Source organism: Pedobacter sp. Leaf250, from assembly GCF_920984735.1.
GTDB lineage: Bacteria > Bacteroidota > Bacteroidia > Sphingobacteriales > Sphingobacteriaceae > Pedobacter.
In genome coordinates this window covers 87,887-103,364 of sequence record NZ_CAKLBU010000017.1, presented here as the reverse complement: position 1 = coordinate 103,364, position 15,478 = coordinate 87,887, and the positions used below count along the sequence as shown (strand labels likewise).

General features: G+C 36.7%; 13 protein-coding genes. 5 read left to right on the top strand and 8 right to left on the bottom strand.

Annotated elements, in window-relative coordinates; translation table 11 throughout:
- Positions 1 to 251 precede the first annotated feature (251 nt).
- A complete protein-coding gene (locus LUA91_RS15585; protein ID WP_231427039.1) occupies positions 252 to 2,675 on the top strand; it encodes a DUF5916 domain-containing protein in 2,424 nt (807 codons plus the stop codon).
- 57 nt (positions 2,676 to 2,732) lie between these two features.
- On the opposite strand, the gene LUA91_RS15580 is transcribed toward LUA91_RS15585, so the two are convergent.
- The 7 genes from LUA91_RS15580 to ruvX form a co-directional block, all read right to left on the bottom strand.
- Complete coding sequence (locus tag LUA91_RS15580; protein ID WP_231427038.1) at positions 2,733 to 3,734, bottom strand: DUF3078 domain-containing protein; 1,002 nt, start codon at positions 3,732 to 3,734, stop codon at positions 2,733 to 2,735.
- 92 nt (positions 3,735 to 3,826) lie between these two features.
- The gene (locus tag LUA91_RS15575; RefSeq protein ID WP_231427037.1) at positions 3,827 to 4,150 is read right to left on the bottom strand and encodes a hypothetical protein; all 324 of its coding nucleotides are present in this window, start codon (positions 4,148 to 4,150) and stop codon (positions 3,827 to 3,829) included.
- Positions 4,147 to 4,899, bottom strand: a complete 753-nt coding sequence (locus LUA91_RS15570) for a hypothetical protein (RefSeq protein WP_231427036.1) — start codon at positions 4,897 to 4,899, stop codon at positions 4,147 to 4,149. The genes LUA91_RS15575 and LUA91_RS15570 overlap by 4 nt, the downstream gene beginning before the upstream one ends.
- A 48-nt stretch (positions 4,900 to 4,947) precedes the next feature.
- On the bottom strand, positions 4,948 to 5,790 hold the full coding sequence (locus LUA91_RS15565; RefSeq protein ID WP_231427035.1) for a glucosaminidase domain-containing protein: 843 nt from the start codon (positions 5,788 to 5,790) through the stop codon (positions 4,948 to 4,950).
- A 69-nt stretch (positions 5,791 to 5,859) separates the two neighbouring features.
- Positions 5,860 to 6,531 (bottom strand): glucosaminidase domain-containing protein, encoded by a 672-nt coding sequence (locus LUA91_RS15560; protein WP_231427034.1) that lies wholly within the window; start codon positions 6,529 to 6,531, stop codon positions 5,860 to 5,862.
- Positions 6,532 to 6,612: 81 nt separating this feature from the next.
- A complete protein-coding gene (locus tag LUA91_RS15555; RefSeq protein ID WP_231427033.1) occupies positions 6,613 to 7,251 on the bottom strand; it encodes an O-methyltransferase in 639 nt (212 codons plus the stop codon).
- A gap of 8 nt (positions 7,252 to 7,259) precedes the next feature.
- Complete coding sequence (ruvX, locus tag LUA91_RS15550; RefSeq protein WP_231427032.1) at positions 7,260 to 7,676, bottom strand: Holliday junction resolvase RuvX; 417 nt, start codon at positions 7,674 to 7,676, stop codon at positions 7,260 to 7,262.
- A gap of 300 nt (positions 7,677 to 7,976) precedes the next feature.
- On the opposite strand from ruvX, the gene LUA91_RS15545 reads away from it, so the two are divergent.
- The 3 genes from LUA91_RS15545 to LUA91_RS15535 are packed head-to-tail and all read left to right on the top strand — an operon-like array spanning position 7,977 to position 11,096.
- Positions 7,977 to 9,125 carry a hypothetical protein gene (locus LUA91_RS15545; RefSeq protein ID WP_231427031.1) on the top strand — a complete coding sequence of 383 codons (1,149 nt, stop codon included), beginning with the start codon at positions 7,977 to 7,979 and terminating at the stop codon, positions 9,123 to 9,125.
- Between the two features lie 2 nt (positions 9,126 to 9,127).
- On the top strand, positions 9,128 to 10,639 hold the full coding sequence (gene ricT, locus LUA91_RS15540) for a regulatory iron-sulfur-containing complex subunit RicT (protein WP_231427030.1): 1,512 nt from the start codon (positions 9,128 to 9,130) through the stop codon (positions 10,637 to 10,639).
- Positions 10,611 to 11,096, top strand: coding sequence for a gliding motility lipoprotein GldH (locus LUA91_RS15535; protein ID WP_231427029.1), 486 nt, complete (start codon positions 10,611 to 10,613; stop codon positions 11,094 to 11,096). The genes ricT and LUA91_RS15535 overlap by 29 nt, the downstream gene beginning before the upstream one ends.
- 240 nt (positions 11,097 to 11,336) lie before the next feature.
- Here the strand turns inward: LUA91_RS15535 and murF are convergent, their stop codons facing one another.
- On the bottom strand, positions 11,337 to 12,638 hold the full coding sequence (gene murF / locus LUA91_RS15530; RefSeq protein ID WP_231427028.1) for a UDP-N-acetylmuramoyl-tripeptide--D-alanyl-D-alanine ligase: 1,302 nt from the start codon (positions 12,636 to 12,638) through the stop codon (positions 11,337 to 11,339).
- A gap of 86 nt (positions 12,639 to 12,724) precedes the next feature.
- Between murF and LUA91_RS15525 the strand changes: the two genes are divergently transcribed.
- Entirely contained in the window at positions 12,725 to 15,220 is a 2,496-nt protein-coding gene (locus tag LUA91_RS15525; RefSeq protein ID WP_231427027.1) for a M14 family metallopeptidase, read from the top strand.
- Positions 15,221 to 15,478: the final 258 nt, after the last annotated feature.

Here is a 15,478-nt window from a genome sequence, read left to right as displayed (position 1 = left end):
AATATTATATTTGTAATGAGAAAGAAATGTCCGGAAGAACGGCAGATAATAAATGTCTGCTGCTCTAAAGGAAAGCTTTGGCCTTTTCTATGCTAAATGACTAATATTAATCATAGGAGTATTTCCGTTTCTGTCCCTTTAAGCACAACAGCTTGCTTCCTACACCAACAATATCATTTACGGATGTAAAATTTTTCGAATCATGCAACATTTTCAAATTAGTGGAGTCTTATCTCCACTAACCTAAACAAATGAAACGCTGGGCAACTCTATTTTTTATATTTCTGTATTCGTATTGTGCTGCCCAAGATCCTGCAAAGCAAAAGGAACTTCAAGCGATAAGAACTGTCCAAACGCCCAAAATTGATGGTGTTTTGGATGATGCTTGTTGGGTTAATGTACCAATAGCAACCGATTTTTTTGAAATCCGTCCAGTTCCCGGGAGAGTAGAAAAAAAAAATCGTCGTACCGAAATGAAAGTACTCTACGATGATGTTGCCATTTATGTTTACGCTAGAATGTACGATGACAAGGACAGCGTTTTACACGAATTGGTATCGCGTGATAACATCGGAAATGCCGACTTTATTTCCATAATTGTTGATCCGTTTTATGATAAAATGAACGGAAATGGTTTTTTTGTTACCGCTGCGGGAGTACAATTTGATGCTAAATATTCGCAGGTTGGGGATGAAGATCCCAATTGGAATGCAGTTTGGGAAAGTGCTGTAAAAATTGATGATTTAGGTTGGACTTGCGAAATGAAGATTCCCTATTCTGCTTTAAGGTTCTCTAGCAAGGATGTGCAAAACTGGGGATTAAACTTTAGCCGAAGGATTCAACGAACCAATATCCAAACCTTCTGGAATTTCGTCGATCCCAAAGTGAATGGTTTTATCAATCAAGAAGGACTTTGGACGGGCATTAAGGATATCAAGCCTCCGCTTCGTTTATCATTTTCGCCGTATGTTTCAGCGTATGTAAATCATTATCCAGCTAATATTCCGGGTGTAAAAAACACTACTTCCCGCTTCAATGGCGGTATGGATGTTAAATATGGCATCAATAATAGCTTTACATTAGATATGACTTTGGTGCCCGATTTTGGTCAGGTACAATCTGATAATCGGATTTTAAACCTGACGCCTTTTGAAGTAAAGTTCAACGAAAATCGACAATTCTTTACCGAAGGAACCGAGCTTTTTAACAAAGGTGATCTGTTTTATTCCAAACGTATTGGTTCCATTCCTTCTTATTACAATTACTCCGGTGTAGGGCAAAATGATAAAATCATCAGAGATCAAACTGAAGCAAAAGTTCTTAATGCAACCAAAATTTCGGGGCGTACAGCAAAAGGTTTAGGTATTGGTATTTTCAATGCCATTACAAACAGCATGCAAACCGAAGTAGAAGATGCGAGTGGAAATGTGCGCAACGTAGAAACGCAACCGCTTACCAACTACAATATTCTGGTTTTCGATCAATCATTAAAAAATAATAGTTCGGCAACATTTATTAACACAAATGTGCTGCGCCAGGGCAGTGCGTACGATGCTAATGTAAGTGCATTGTTATTCAATTTAAACAATAAAGACAATAAGTATTTTATTAATGGCGGGGCTAAAATGAGCTATCTGCGTGGCGAAGAAAGTAGCAGCGGTTATAGTTATACTTTACGTTTGGGTAAACAAAGTGGTAATTTCACCTGGAATTATAACCAGGTTTATGCTGATGCTAAATTTGATCCGTCGGACATGGGTTTTTTTACGAACAACAACTTTTTAGATCAACGAATTGGTTTTGGATATAATATTTTTAAGCCAAGTAAATGGTTCAATGAGATGCAAAGTTGGCTTAATGTTATCTATTCAAGAAGGGTAAATCCTGGAGATTATCAAAGTACTTCGGCCAATGGAGGTGCTTACGTTCGTTTTAAAAATCTATGGTCGGCAGAGATAGAAATGAATTACGGCGCAAAACGTAACGATTTTTATGAAGCAAGAAATGGTCAGGTTTATAAAGCACCAGAGAGTTACGGGATTGGACTTTACATAAACCCAAATCGTGCAAAAGCTTATAATTTTGGCGGAAATGTGCGCTTCTTCGAGCAACAGCTTTTTGGTGGAAAGGAGTATAATTTCTATCTGTTTCAAAACTACAGATTGAATGATAAAGTAGCTTTTGGTTTAGATTTAAATTTCAACCCAAATTATAATTATGTAAATTGGGTAACTTCGCAAGGCGGTCAAGCTATTTTTTCGAGATATGATAGAAGAACGGTAGAAAATTCGTTCGATGCAAAATATACCTTTACCAACTTAATGGGCGTAACGGTTGTATTAAGGCACTATTGGAGCGATCGACGGAATAAAGAGTTTTATTTATTGAAACCTGATGGAAATTTAATGGATTACCAAGGGCCTGCTTTAACAGGAACTGATCGAAATTATAATGTTTTCAATATCGATTTAATTTATACCTGGCAATTTGCTCCAGGCAGTACTTTATCGGTTTCGTATAAAGATGCTGCAGAAACTTACGATTCGTATTTTACACAGCGGTACAATAAAAATCTAAATGGCATATTATCGGCACCACAAAATAATAGCCTATCAGTAAAGGTTTTGTATTTTGTTGATTATTTAGACTTAAAAAAGAAACGAAAAAGGGTTTGAGGAATTAATTCCTGACTTTAAACTTTACACTCTGAACTTTATACTTCAAATTCCCCTCTACCTCGGGAACACGAAGGCAAAACCCAATGCCAAAGTTTGACTGGCCTGTACTTTTGCATCGGTATCCGTATCAAACAATATTACACCAGTTAAGCTGGTATTCATAAAACGATTGATTTTCGCCGTTAAGGCTACGTCTAACCGATGGTCGATGCGTTTTACAGCAATATCTTCATAAGGAATAAACATGGCATAACGTGCCTTTAGGTTGGTGTTTTTGAAAATGTCTTTGTCAAAAGCACTTACCACCTGAAAAGCCAGCTCGTTTCTAAAATGTTTGCCTTTATCAACACCAAATACATTTGCTTTATTATCGTAAACAGCAGTATCCAACACAAAAGTTTGGCGGGCAGTACCAGTACCAATTCGGGTAGAGAAATATTTATTTGGCTTATACTCAAAACCAATTGATTCGGTTAAATAACCAGGCGACATAAACCTAGAAATCAACACCTGTTGTTCTTCTCCATTTCCATCTCTAAAATAGCGATACCCACTATCAAACTGCGATTCGAAGTTAACAGAGCCGAAAAAGAACCAGTTTTTTGATAGTTGAAATGAAGCTTTGTTATCCCAAAAAATACGGTCGTTGGTTTTCTTTTGCAGCTGATCCTTGTTTTTGATTTTACCATACTGCAAAATAACTTCGCTTACATAGCTATAGTTGTTTTTATTGTATTCAGCTTTCCAATTCAGTAATCCACCAACCGCAACAGAATTTACGCCGCCACCTTTCCAGTTATCGCTAAACTGTGCCTGATTGACATTGATGCCAATAGCTGTTTTGGTTTTCCAGTAATTTACTTTTGCATTAACAATAAAGGGCGGAATTTTTACTGGCTCGAAATTTAACGGACCTTGCCTACTAGGTAAAGGACTGCGTTTTAATTTAATGTTCAGGTCTTTTGTATTGATCGGGATGGTATCAATTACCTGTGCATATAATTTTGTAGAGCAGATACTTAGAATAAGGATTAGGGCGGCTAAACAATTTTTCATTGGTTACAAAGAAAAACAAAAATTCTATAGATAAAAAGGTTTTAACAAAATGATGTCTAATTACAAACGACTAAAATGCCGAATTCAGCTCACTATATCGATTTAACCCAGCCATACCAGTTGTTATTCCGAAGATAATTTAAATCACTTTCATGTTGATAAGCCTCTTTTTCGAAAATGATTTTACGGTATGCCAAGTGGTGTTTTTTATAAATAATCAAGTTAAATAAGTAATTGATTAGATATAAAATATAAAAGGGCAAAATCAACAATTCCAACTGTTGCCTTAAATGAATTTTTTCATGATTAATAATTTCCGGATCAGACTTGAAGCGTTCAGATTTCAGCAAAATAAATGGAAAAACTGCCATTCCGGCTGCTGGTAACTTCTTTACGATTAAAATTGGCGGCCTCACAATTTCTCAATCGTTAGTTTTGGTAATGGAGGCAATTGCAAAGCTTTAGGATTCATGCGATAGCTTCGGTAAGCGTTGCGAATAAATATATTAAAGGCGTAATCGTCTGCATCGAGTACGAATTGATAAGTTGGGCGGTACTGCTGCATAAAATCTTCCAGTTCGGTATCTTTAATGCCTAAAACCTGCTCAACTAATGATGCTTTAAATCGGTAATCGATTAAATCTTCGCGATAATCTTTCTCCAGTATTTTTTGCAGGTGGCGGGCATTTCTTCCCTGGCGGCTCAATAAATTATAAATTGCATCGATGCCCAAACCAACGCCGCCCGTTCCTAAATTCAAAAGATCTTTGCTACTGCCCTTCATGGTTTGGTAGCGGTATTCGCTTACCGACTTTTCATATTGCTGTTGCGGTGTTAACCTTTTTTGGGCAATTACAACATCCCTCAATCTAATTCCTAACGATTTTAATTGAAAATAGGCAGCCGTTTGCCCTTTGAAAACGATTGTGTCTACACCATAGCCCGATAAAGCAGCCACCAGAGTATCGCCTGGATTGGCATAAGTGCTAAATTCTCCTTTTGTGTTGTTGTACAAACCGTCTCCCGTACGAATATTGTAAATGTACACTTTTGCCAGCCGTTGCTTGGTTTCCTTATCTATAACGATTCCCTGCACAGGTTTTGTTTGTGCAAAAAGCGCTGTAGACAAGCAAAGTAAAAAAATAAAGGCAGCAAAAAGTTTCATGTGTTTACAAAACTACAAATATCTATTGCGCAAAGTTTACGATTAACATTATTTAACCTTAAGTACCTGCCCAAGTTTAATGCCATCAGTAGTCATTTCATTTAGCATTTTTAGTTCGTCAACAGATAAATTGAAACGTTTGGCAATGTTGTAAAGGGTATCGCCTTTTATAACTGTGTAGGTTCCATCGGCTAAAATAGGCTTGGCGCCTGGAGGTGGCGTATCAACTGGTGTAAATTTCTTCTTCTCTTGTGGAATATTTTGATTGATTTCTGCAAAAACTCGGTCCTCACGGGCAATTTTTTGTTTTTCACTTTCCGATTGATCATATTGATAAAGCTGATATTTTTCTATCATGTTAATCAGTAAATCGGGATATTTCGGATTAGTGGCATAACCTGCGGTTTTTAAACCTTGCGCCCAACTCTTGTAGTCGTTTTTATCCAATTGAAATAAAAAGCTATAACGTTTGCGTTTCAAAAATTCGGAGTGATCTTTAAAAGACTCACGAGCATCCTTATACACACGGAAACAATCGTTTTTTTGGTCATCATCGCGGAAATAATTTTTTCCTTTCCAATCGGAAGTACATTTAATACCGAAATGGTTGTTCGCATACTTGGCTAAATCGCTGTTCCCACTACCTGATTCTAAAATACCCTGAGCAAGGGTTATACTTGCAGGTATTCCAAAAGCATTCATTTCCTCAATGGCAACCGCTTTAAATTCGTCAATGTAACTTAATGTGTTATAGCTTTTGTAAGCATTGTTATTTGCTTTATTTGCCGCCTTTTCAATCTGCTTGTTGTTTTTTGAAAACTTTCGTGAACTGCAAGAGCTAATAAATACTAACAGAAGGAACAGAAAAGATAAACGGTAGGATGAATGCATTATATATTTAATTGATAAAATTCTTTAAATGGTTATTTGATGGTGATGACTTAACGTATTATATAACACTTAAAACTTGATATTTTGGCCTGGCTTTAAACTTACTTTTTTAAGTCCGTTCTTTTTCATTAAGGTTTTAATGGTTGTGCCCTTCTTTTTAGCAATAACGCCTAAGTTATCGCCTGCTTTCACGGTATAAATTCTTGATGTAGATCTTTTCTTGCGGTGGTAAACAGATGTTTTATGTACGGGTTCTGTGTATCCCTCAGGGCGATCATCATATTGAAAAAGATCATATTTGTTTACCATTGCAATTACCTGGCTTGCCCAGGTCCGGCTGCTGGCATAACCAGATCTTTGGATTCCCTTTGCCCAACCTTTGTAATCGTATTGATCATATTTGCCAAACAAACTGTTAAAAGGTGCACGGGTTTCCATAATTTCTACAAAATGGTTGTAAGATTCTTCATCACTATCATAATCACGGTAGGCAGAGCGAATCTCCTCATTATTATTTGGTCCTTTAACACCAAAATGGTTGTTTAAATGTTGCGCAATTCGGCTGTTTCCGGCGGCTGATTCATGAATGGCTACTGCTAAAATAATACTAGCCGGTATTTTGTGATCACGCATCAATTCTTGGGCAACATCAACATGTTCTGCAATATAATCTTCTGTGTTTTGTGCTTTGGTGATGGTAACACTTAAAAGCAAAAGGCAAAAAGTAAGTATATTTTTCATTCTTTTTCATTTTGGCGTCATTGCGAGGTACGAAGCAATGACGATTTTTTATTTCAGTTAAACGGTTTCACAATTATTCAGTTAACCGAGTTTTCTAATTACAAATAGCCCATCTCTCACAGGCAATATTAATTTCTCAACCCGTTCATCTGCAGCTATTTTATCATTAAAACTAGTGATATTCTTCGTGTCTTTGTCTTGTTTATCCTGAAGTACTTTTCCACTCCATAGCACGTTATCCACAATGATAATTCCTCCCGGGCGAACGCGATCAAAAATTAAGTCGTAATATGTGCCATTGTTTTTCTTATCAGCATCAATAAAAACGATATCGAAAGTTTCATCCAACTGGTTTACTGTTTCGCTGGCATCGCCTAGGATGTAGTTTATTTTGTTGCAATTTATAGATTTAGCAAAATTTGCCCGTACCATATCTTCCAGTTCGGCATTTATATCAAGGGTATAGATTTTTCCATCGGTGGTTAAACCTTCTGCTAAACAAAGTGTGGCATAACCGGTAAAAGTGCCAATTTCTAAAATTCTTTTTGGTGAAACCATTTTGCTCAACATGCTTAAAACCCTGCCCTGGTAATGGCCAGATAGCATCCTTGGCATTAAAACTTTTAGGTTGGTTTCGCGATCGATGTGCTGGAGCAACTCACTTTCAGGCTCGCAATAGTTGATTAGTAATTGTTGTAAATCGTCGTTTATCAGGCTCATGTATTCGATTATAAACGGTTTGTTTCCATAAAATATTGTAAAATGATGGTTGCTGCAATGGTATCAACCCGATCCTTAGCTCTTCTATCCATTTTTTTAAGCCCACTTTGCATAATGGCTTGCTGTGCCATTTTTGATGTAAAACGTTCATCAACCCAATGCTGCGGAATAGTTGGAAAAGCTTTTTTTAACAGCGTAGAAAAACCTTTAACATGTTGTTTGGAGTCAGAATCTGATCCATCCATTTGTTTCGGATCGCCTAGAACAAAAGCCTCAACCTGCTCGGTAAGCAAATATTTTTTAATGTACTCAATGGCGTCTTTCGGGTGAATGGTATCCAATCCGGTTGCAATGATCTGCAATGAATCGGTTACAGCAATGCCGATGCGTTTAGTTCCGTAATCAAATGCAAGGATTCGAGCCATATAAAAAGTTTAGCGTGTTGCTATCATAAATTAAAAGCTTCAAAGGTAAGATTTTTCGGTAAATGGGTTTTTTGCCCAAAAAGCTTCTGTATTTATTATCTAAACCCTATTGAAGCGGCATACCCAAATTGTTACAATTTGGGATATAGCGGAAAGAGGGACCGAACCGAACAAAAGCATTACTAAACATTGCTTTTCTAATTAAATTAAATGTCGTTTTAATTTAAAAAATATGGCTTCTGAAAGAAGATCGGGATAACGAAGCCTCAATTCTCGTATCTATTTCTTATTTTGCACCAAATGCAGTTTAAAGAAATCATCGGACAAGACAGAATTAAGCAACAATTGGTGCAAACGGTTAACGAAAACCGTGTAAGCCATGCGCAGCTCTTCTTATCGCCCGTTGGTTCTGGTGCTTTACCTCTGGCCATTGCTTATGCACAATACATTAACTGCCAAAGTAAATTAGAAAATGATAGTTGCGGAGAATGTTCAAGCTGCAGAAAATATGAGCGGTTAATTCATCCTGATTTGCATTTCTCTTATCCATTCTTCGCATCAGCCAATACAAAAACGGCTGTAGATGTATTGGAAGAGTGGAGAAGCATGGTGATGCATGATCCCTATTTCGACATGGATATTTGGCGATCGAAACTTGATGCGGCAAATAAACAAGCGAATATCCCGATTGCAGAATGCCATGATATTATTAAAAAATTAAGCTATAAAGCTTTTGAGGCTGAAACCAAGGTTTTAATAATGTGGCTGCCCGAATATTTGGATAAAGCCGGAAATGCCTTGCTGAAATTGATTGAAGAACCGCCGGCAAATACACTTTTTCTTTTAATTGCACAAAGTCAGGATCAGATTCTAACTACCATTTTATCGCGGACGCAAATTGTTAAAATTCCAAAGCTAAGCGGAAAAGAGGTTACGGATTATTTGTTAAATTCAAAAGGCTTAACGGAACATCAGTCAATTGATTATTCTTTTCTTGCCGATGGGAATTTAATTGAAGCGAAGGCTTTGGCTGCCGATACGCAAAGCGATAGCTCGGGAACATTTACAAGTTGGTTGCGTAATGGTTTTAGTAATAAAGTGCCGGAATTAATCGACTTTACTGACGACGCTGCAAAGTGGGGAAGAGAAAATCAGAAGAATTTTTTAAAATATGGTGTAAATTATTTGCGGGAGTGTTGCCTGATTTTAAGCGGTGCTGAAGATTTGGTAAAATTGCCACCTTTAACGCTTGAAACAGCAAAAAAGCTAAGTACACATGTGCTTACATTACCTATGGCGGAAGCAATAATTGGGGAGTTGGAGAAAGCGCATTACCATATCGAAAGGAATGCTAACCCGAAAATTCTGTTTTTAGATGTATCTTTACAGTTGGTAAAAATTATAAAGTTTAAAACGCTCCCTACGGGGACTCAATATATATACAATTAGTTATGGGATGTGGAAGTTGTTCAACAGGTGGTGGTTGCACCCCTAATGGATGCAAAAGTAATGGCTCATGCGGTACCGGTGGCTGCCAAACAATGGAAGTTCACGATTGGCTATCCAATTTGGATATGCCCTCAAGTTATAAACCTTTTCAGGTTACAGAAATAAAATTTAAAGGTTCGCGAAAAGAATTTTTCCTTAATAATGATAACATTTATTTGGAAATTGGCGAGTTGGTTGCTGTTGAAGGACCAACAGGCGGCTTCGACGTTGGCCATGTTTCATTAACGGGAGAATTGGTGCGTGTACAAATGAAACGCCGTAAAACTTCATTGGATCAGGTTGTTAAAAAGATTTATCGCAAGGCAACCGAAGCTGATGTAGAGAAATGGAATGCTGCCAAGGAAATGGAATGGGAAACCATGCATAAGGCCCGCAAACTGGCTTTAGATCTTCGTTTGCAGATGAAAATTAGCGATGTAGATTACCAGGCCGATAAAACTAAGGCTACATTTTTTTATACTGCAGATGGTCGTGTAGATTTTCGTGAGCTGATTAAAAAAATGGCCGAAAGTTTCCGTATTCGCATCGAAATGCGTCAGATCGGAATGCGCCAGGAAGCTGGCCGTTTAGGCGGCATCGGCTCTTGTGGTCGCGAATTGTGCTGCTCTACTTGGTTAACCAATTTTAAAACGGTTTCTACTGCTGCGGCACGTTATCAAAACCTTTCTTTAAATACGTTAAAGCTTGCTGGCCAATGTGGTAAGTTAAAATGCTGTTTAAATTATGAATTGGATACTTATTTAGATGCATTAAAGGATATTCCTGATCGTATTGAAAATTTGGACACGGAAGCCGGTTATGCCCGACACCAAAAAACCGATATTTTCAAGAAAATTATGTGGTTTAGTTATCAGGGTGATGAAAACTGGATTCCGGTTAAAGCAGCTCGTGTGAAAGAAATCATGGCAATGAATAAGGCTGGTAAAAAAGCGCCTAATTTAAAGGAAGAAGCTGTTCAAATAGCTGCGCCGGTTGTGGTTGAAAAATCTTTCGATTATGAAAACGTTGTTGGTCAGGATAGTTTAACCCGTTTGGATGATCGTTCGAAAGGTAAAAACAACCAGAACCGAAATCAAAAAAATCGAAATAATAAAAACGATAATAGAAGAGAGCGTGTTCCAGTTGGTGATAAAAATGCAGATGCAAACAGGTCGCAACAGGGCGGTCAGAAAGCACAGCAAGGTAACAGACCGCAAAACGCTGGGCCACGACCACAAAATGCTGGTCCAAAACCTCAGCATCAGGCAGTGCCAAAACCACAACATGTTAATGGTCCAAAACCTCAGGGTAATCAGCCAAAACCACAACAAAAACCTATTGCAAAAGCAGAAGGTGAGCAAAATGTTGAAGGAGTTAAACCAGAACAGAGCAAGAACAAAAACAGAAATAATCGCAGGAAAAATAATAACCGCCGAAATAATAGCAATGGCTCAGAAAATAAACCAGCTGAATAAATCGGCGCTTTTATTTAGCTTTTTATTAACCGCATCTATTTTTATAGGGTGTACCTCGAGCGTTATTGATAGTAATGTAGAAATTCCCGACCGTAAGTGGACTTATCGGAATCACATTATTACGCCCTTTGAGATTAAAGATAATAAGAAAGCCTATAATGTATATTTTAAATTAAGGCATACAGCTGAATATAAGTATTCTAACATTTTTGTTCTGGCTCACTTTAAAGATGGCAAAAATGTAATTAATCAACGTTTCGAATTTCAGTTGGCTAAAAATGATGGTGAATGGTTGGGAAGTGGATCGGGAAACGTATTTAATTATACTTTACCATTGCTCGAGAACCATCGTTTCCCCAGAAATGGAAAATTTGAAATCGAAGTTGAGCAAAATATGCGAGACAATCCTTTAGTTGAAATCAGCGATGTTGGTATTCTGGTAGAAGAGGTTGAGTAATAACTGCTTTAGTCAATTAATTTTAAAAGGCATATCATTTATAGAAGAAGATAGCTTGTACATTTAAGATAATAACAACCGAACAACTAAAAGCGTTTTGCAGTAATGTATAACGCTTTTTTATTGACAGATAACCCAGCCTGTCAGAGTTTATGGCTTGAAATTTAGCATTGAATATTAAACCAAAAGCGCTATCTTGTAATTGGGGGCAGTTACAGCATTTTCAATTGGAAAAGTTCGCTATAAATATTGTAACAAACTTTCCAGTTTCATACCCCTTGAACCTTTAAGTAGAATCAGATTATGTGCTATCTTGTTTTGTTGTAGGTAATTTGCTGCTTCAGCAGGTGTTTCAAAAAATAGACCTTTGAATGCATCTTTATAGGCATAGAAAAACTTCCCAATTAATATTATTTGATCCAAACCGCTATCTGCTGCCTGCTTTGCAATGAGTTCATGTTGCGTAGCAGATTCTGGCCCAAGTTCAAACATATCGCCCAAAATAGCTGTTTTTTTATCTGCGGTTAAAACAGCAATATTGTTTAAAGCCGCCGACATGCTACTTGGGTTTGCATTATAAAAATCGCAGATTACCGTATTGTTTTCAGTTTTGGTCAGCTGTGAGCGGTTATTTTTAGGTTCATAATTGGCCAGGCCATTGTTGATCTCTTCTGGATTCATGTCAAAGAAATCGCCAATGCATATCGCAGCTAAAATATTTTCAAAATTATAACTCCCGGTTAAATTGGTTTTAACGGCTGATGAAACTTCATGATTGGTCCATTCCACCTCAATAAAAGGATCGCTGCTCTTAAGATTTCCCTTGATGGTATTGCCATTTTCAGTGCCATAATAAATTAGTTTATTTAAATCGGCTTTAGAACTCATTTCCAATAGATAAGGATTATCTCTATTCATAAAAGTATAACCATTGGTTTCTTTTAGATAGGCATAAAGTTCGGCTTTACCTTTTTTAACGCCTTCAAAACCTCCAAAACCATCTAAATGTGCCATACCAACATTTGTAATGATGCCGTGAGTAGGCTGTGCAATGGTACAAAGCAATTCTATTTCTTTTTGATGATTTGCTCCCATTTCGATCACGGCAACTTCCACTTCAGGGGTAATTGAAAGAATAGAAAGTGGAACGCCTATATGGTTGTTTAAATTGCCAAAAGTAGCAAAGGTTTTATAACGCTCAGCTAAAACTGCGTTTATTAATTCTTTACTTGTTGTTTTTCCATTACTTCCGGTAAGCCCGATAACGGGAATATTCAATTGTTTACGATGATGGCGGGCCAAATCCTGCAAAGCAGTAAGTACATCATCAACCAATAAACACTTTTCATTTAAAACATAATTTTCTTCATCAATTACTACAAATGATGCGCCTTTGTTAATCGCCTGTTCTGCAAATTCGTTTGCATTAAAATGATCACCCTTAAGTGCAAAAAAGATACAACCTGGCGATATGTTTCTGGTATCCGTTGAAACAATTGGATTTTTAAGAAAGTGAAAGTATAATTCAGCTGTCGTAATCATGTTCTTCGTAAAAAATGTGCTGTAAAATTAAGGTTTAGCATTAACAAAAAGCAAAATTACTACATTAGATAAAATTTAATTATTTTATGAAAAAAAGCATAACGTTCTGTCTGTTTTTGGTGGCTTCTGTTTTGGTATCTACTGCCCAAATAAAATCACCCGATGAATTTTTGGGCTATGAACTTGGCTCGCATTTTACACCTCATCATAAAGTAGTTGATTATTTTAAGCAAACCGCTTCTTCATCGCCAAAAAACATAAAATTAATCGAATATGGCAAAACCAATGAAGGCAGGCCATTAATAGTTGTTGCAATATCATCGCCAGAAAATATATCGAGGTTAGAGCAAATAAGATCAAATAATTTAAAACTTGCTACCGGAACCGATAATACTGTGGATATTAAATCGCAGCCAGCTATGGTATGGTTAAGTTATAATGTTCATGGAAATGAGGCTAATTCTACTGAAACCGCCATGAAGATGCTTTACACTTTATCTTCAGGACAAAATACACAAGCCAATTTATGGTTAAAAAATACTGTAGTAGTAATCGACCCGTGTTTAAATCCCGATGGAAGAGATCGTTATGTGAATTATTTTAACAGTGTGGTGGGTAAAACGCCTAATTCGGATCCTACTTCCCGTGAGCATATTGAACCTTGGCCAGGAGGTAGACCAAACCATTATTATTTTGATTTAAACCGCGACTGGGCATGGCAAACGCAAATAGAAAGTAAACAAAGATTGGCATTATACAACGAATGGATGCCACAGGTGCATGTCGATTTTCACGAACAAAGCTACAATGAGCCTTATTATTTTGCTCCTGCCGCCGAACCTGTTCATCAGGATATTACTCCATGGCAGAGAAGTTTTCAGGTTGTGGTTGGAAAAAACAATGCTAAATATTTTGATGCAGAAGGATGGCAATACTTTACCAAAGAACGCTTCGATTTGCTTTATCCTTCGTATGGAGATACCTATCCTTTATACAATGGTGCCATTGGGATGACTTATGAGCAAGGTGGAATTAGAGCAGGCTTATCGGTGGTAACCAACGATGGCGATACGCTGACTTTAAAAGATAGAATTGCGCATCATTTTACTACAGGCATGTCTACTGTTGAGGTTTCATCTCAAAACCAGGCCAGGTTATTAGAAGAATATAAAAAATATTTTCAGCAAGAATTGTCAGCTTCGCCCGGGGTTTACAAAACTTATATCATCAAAGCAAATAACTTATCTAGGCAAAAGAAATTAGCAGAATTGCTTACAAAAAACAAAATCCAGTTTGCTTATGGAGCTGATAAAAATGGCAGAGGTTATGACTATGATACGCAGAAAGAAGAAAGTTTTACTGTTGATCGAAATGACTTGATTGTAAATGTTCAACAACCTAGAGCAGTTTTGGCAAATGTTTTATTAGAACCACAAACATTTGTTGCTGATTCCAATACTTATGACATTACTGCATGGGCGCTACCTTATGTATACGGACTAAAAGCATATGCCAGCAAAGAAAGTTTTAAAGGGAAATATGCAGATTTAGCAATCGCTGATCAAACTTCGAACGATATTGATAAACCACTGGCCTGGCTTTTTGCTTGGGGTGCCGCAGAAGATGCTCAGGTTTTAAGTGCTTTACAAAAGGAGAATATCAAGGTAAGACAGGCTGATCAGGCTTTTACCGTTGCCGGAAGAGATTATCCAGCAGGAACATTAATTGTTTTGAGAACTGAAAATGAGAAGCAGGTAAAGGATTTAAAAACTAAGGTTGTAACCACAGCTAAGAAATTCGATAAACCGGTAAGAGGGATTACCAGTGGTTTTGTTGAAAAGGGAAAGGATTTTGGCTCTAATGTTTATCCGATTCTTAAACAACCTAAAGTAGCCATCGTGTCTGGAAATGAAGTTTCTTCTTTGGCTTTCGGAGAGGCTTGGTTTTATTTGGAACACGACTTAAATCTTTCGCCAAGTATTATTAATGCAAAAGACATAAACAATCTAGATATTAATAAAGTAAATACTTTAATTCTTCCAGATGGCAGTTATAGCGCTTTTATTGGTGATGGCTTAACTTCGTGGTTGAATAAAGGCGGCAAACTTATTTTGATGGAAGATGCTATTGAAAGCGTTATAGATAAAAAAGGCTTCGATTTAAAAAAGAAAGAATTGGTAGCTAAGAAAGATGAAAAACCAGAACCGAGTAAACTTTTATTTAAGAATAAAGATAAAGATGATTTTGAGTTTGCAATTCCTGGTGCGATCTACAAAGTAAATTTAGATGCTTCTCACCCATTTTCTTACGGATTAGGTAAATTTTATTATACCCTTAAAACCGACCGTAAGATATATGAACCATTTACCAAAGGCTGGAATGTTGGTCAGGTCGCTGACAAAAGCTTAATGGCAGGAGTAGTAGGTAAAAAAGTTCGTGAAGAGCTAAAATCTGGATTATTAATTGGTGTTCAGGATTTTGGCAAAGGACAAGTAGTTTATTTAGCCAATGATCCGCTTTTCAGAAATTTTTGGGAAGGTGGAAAAACACTTTTTGGGAATATTCTTTTTTGTAGTTATTAACCAATTTATCAACATTATTCTTAAATAATAGCTATTTAATTAAGAGTGATTTGAAATTTTATAGATAAACATAAATTTTCTTAACGTAAACATCACAACTGCAATTTACTAGCGAATTTTTAATACATTTTTAATGTGTTGTTGAAAATATCTGCGTTTTTTGAATAAATTCTGTATTCGGATACTATAGTAAATCGTAATTATCACGATATATTCTGAATTATAGTTAAGCTAATTGATTAAAATACATGCCCTAAA

Bases quoted from the DNA above. Each gene is read 5' to 3' on its own strand.
- LUA91_RS15535 (WP_231427029.1), top strand. From the start codon at position 10,611: ATGGCTCAGAAAATAAACCAGCTGAATAAATCGGCGCTTTTATTTAGC.
- LUA91_RS15585 (WP_231427039.1), top strand. From the start codon at position 252: ATGAAACGCTGGGCAACTCTATTTTTTATATTTCTGTATTCGTATTGT.
- LUA91_RS15525 (WP_231427027.1), top strand. From the start codon at position 12,725: ATGAAAAAAAGCATAACGTTCTGTCTGTTTTTGGTGGCTTCTGTTTTG.
- murF (WP_231427028.1), bottom strand. From the start codon at position 12,638: ATGATTACGACAGCTGAATTATACTTTCACTTTCTTAAAAATCCAATT.
- LUA91_RS15545 (WP_231427031.1), top strand. From the start codon at position 7,977: ATGCAGTTTAAAGAAATCATCGGACAAGACAGAATTAAGCAACAATTG.
- LUA91_RS15565 (WP_231427035.1), bottom strand. From the start codon at position 5,790: ATGCATTCATCCTACCGTTTATCTTTTCTGTTCCTTCTGTTAGTATTT.
- LUA91_RS15580 (WP_231427038.1), bottom strand. From the start codon at position 3,734: ATGAAAAATTGTTTAGCCGCCCTAATCCTTATTCTAAGTATCTGCTCT.
- LUA91_RS15560 (WP_231427034.1), bottom strand. From the start codon at position 6,531: ATGAAAAATATACTTACTTTTTGCCTTTTGCTTTTAAGTGTTACCATC.
- LUA91_RS15555 (WP_231427033.1), bottom strand. From the start codon at position 7,251: ATGAGCCTGATAAACGACGATTTACAACAATTACTAATCAACTATTGC.
- LUA91_RS15570 (WP_231427036.1), bottom strand. From the start codon at position 4,899: ATGAAACTTTTTGCTGCCTTTATTTTTTTACTTTGCTTGTCTACAGCG.
- ruvX (WP_231427032.1), bottom strand. From the start codon at position 7,676: ATGGCTCGAATCCTTGCATTTGATTACGGAACTAAACGCATCGGCATT.
- ricT (WP_231427030.1), top strand. From the start codon at position 9,128: ATGGGATGTGGAAGTTGTTCAACAGGTGGTGGTTGCACCCCTAATGGA.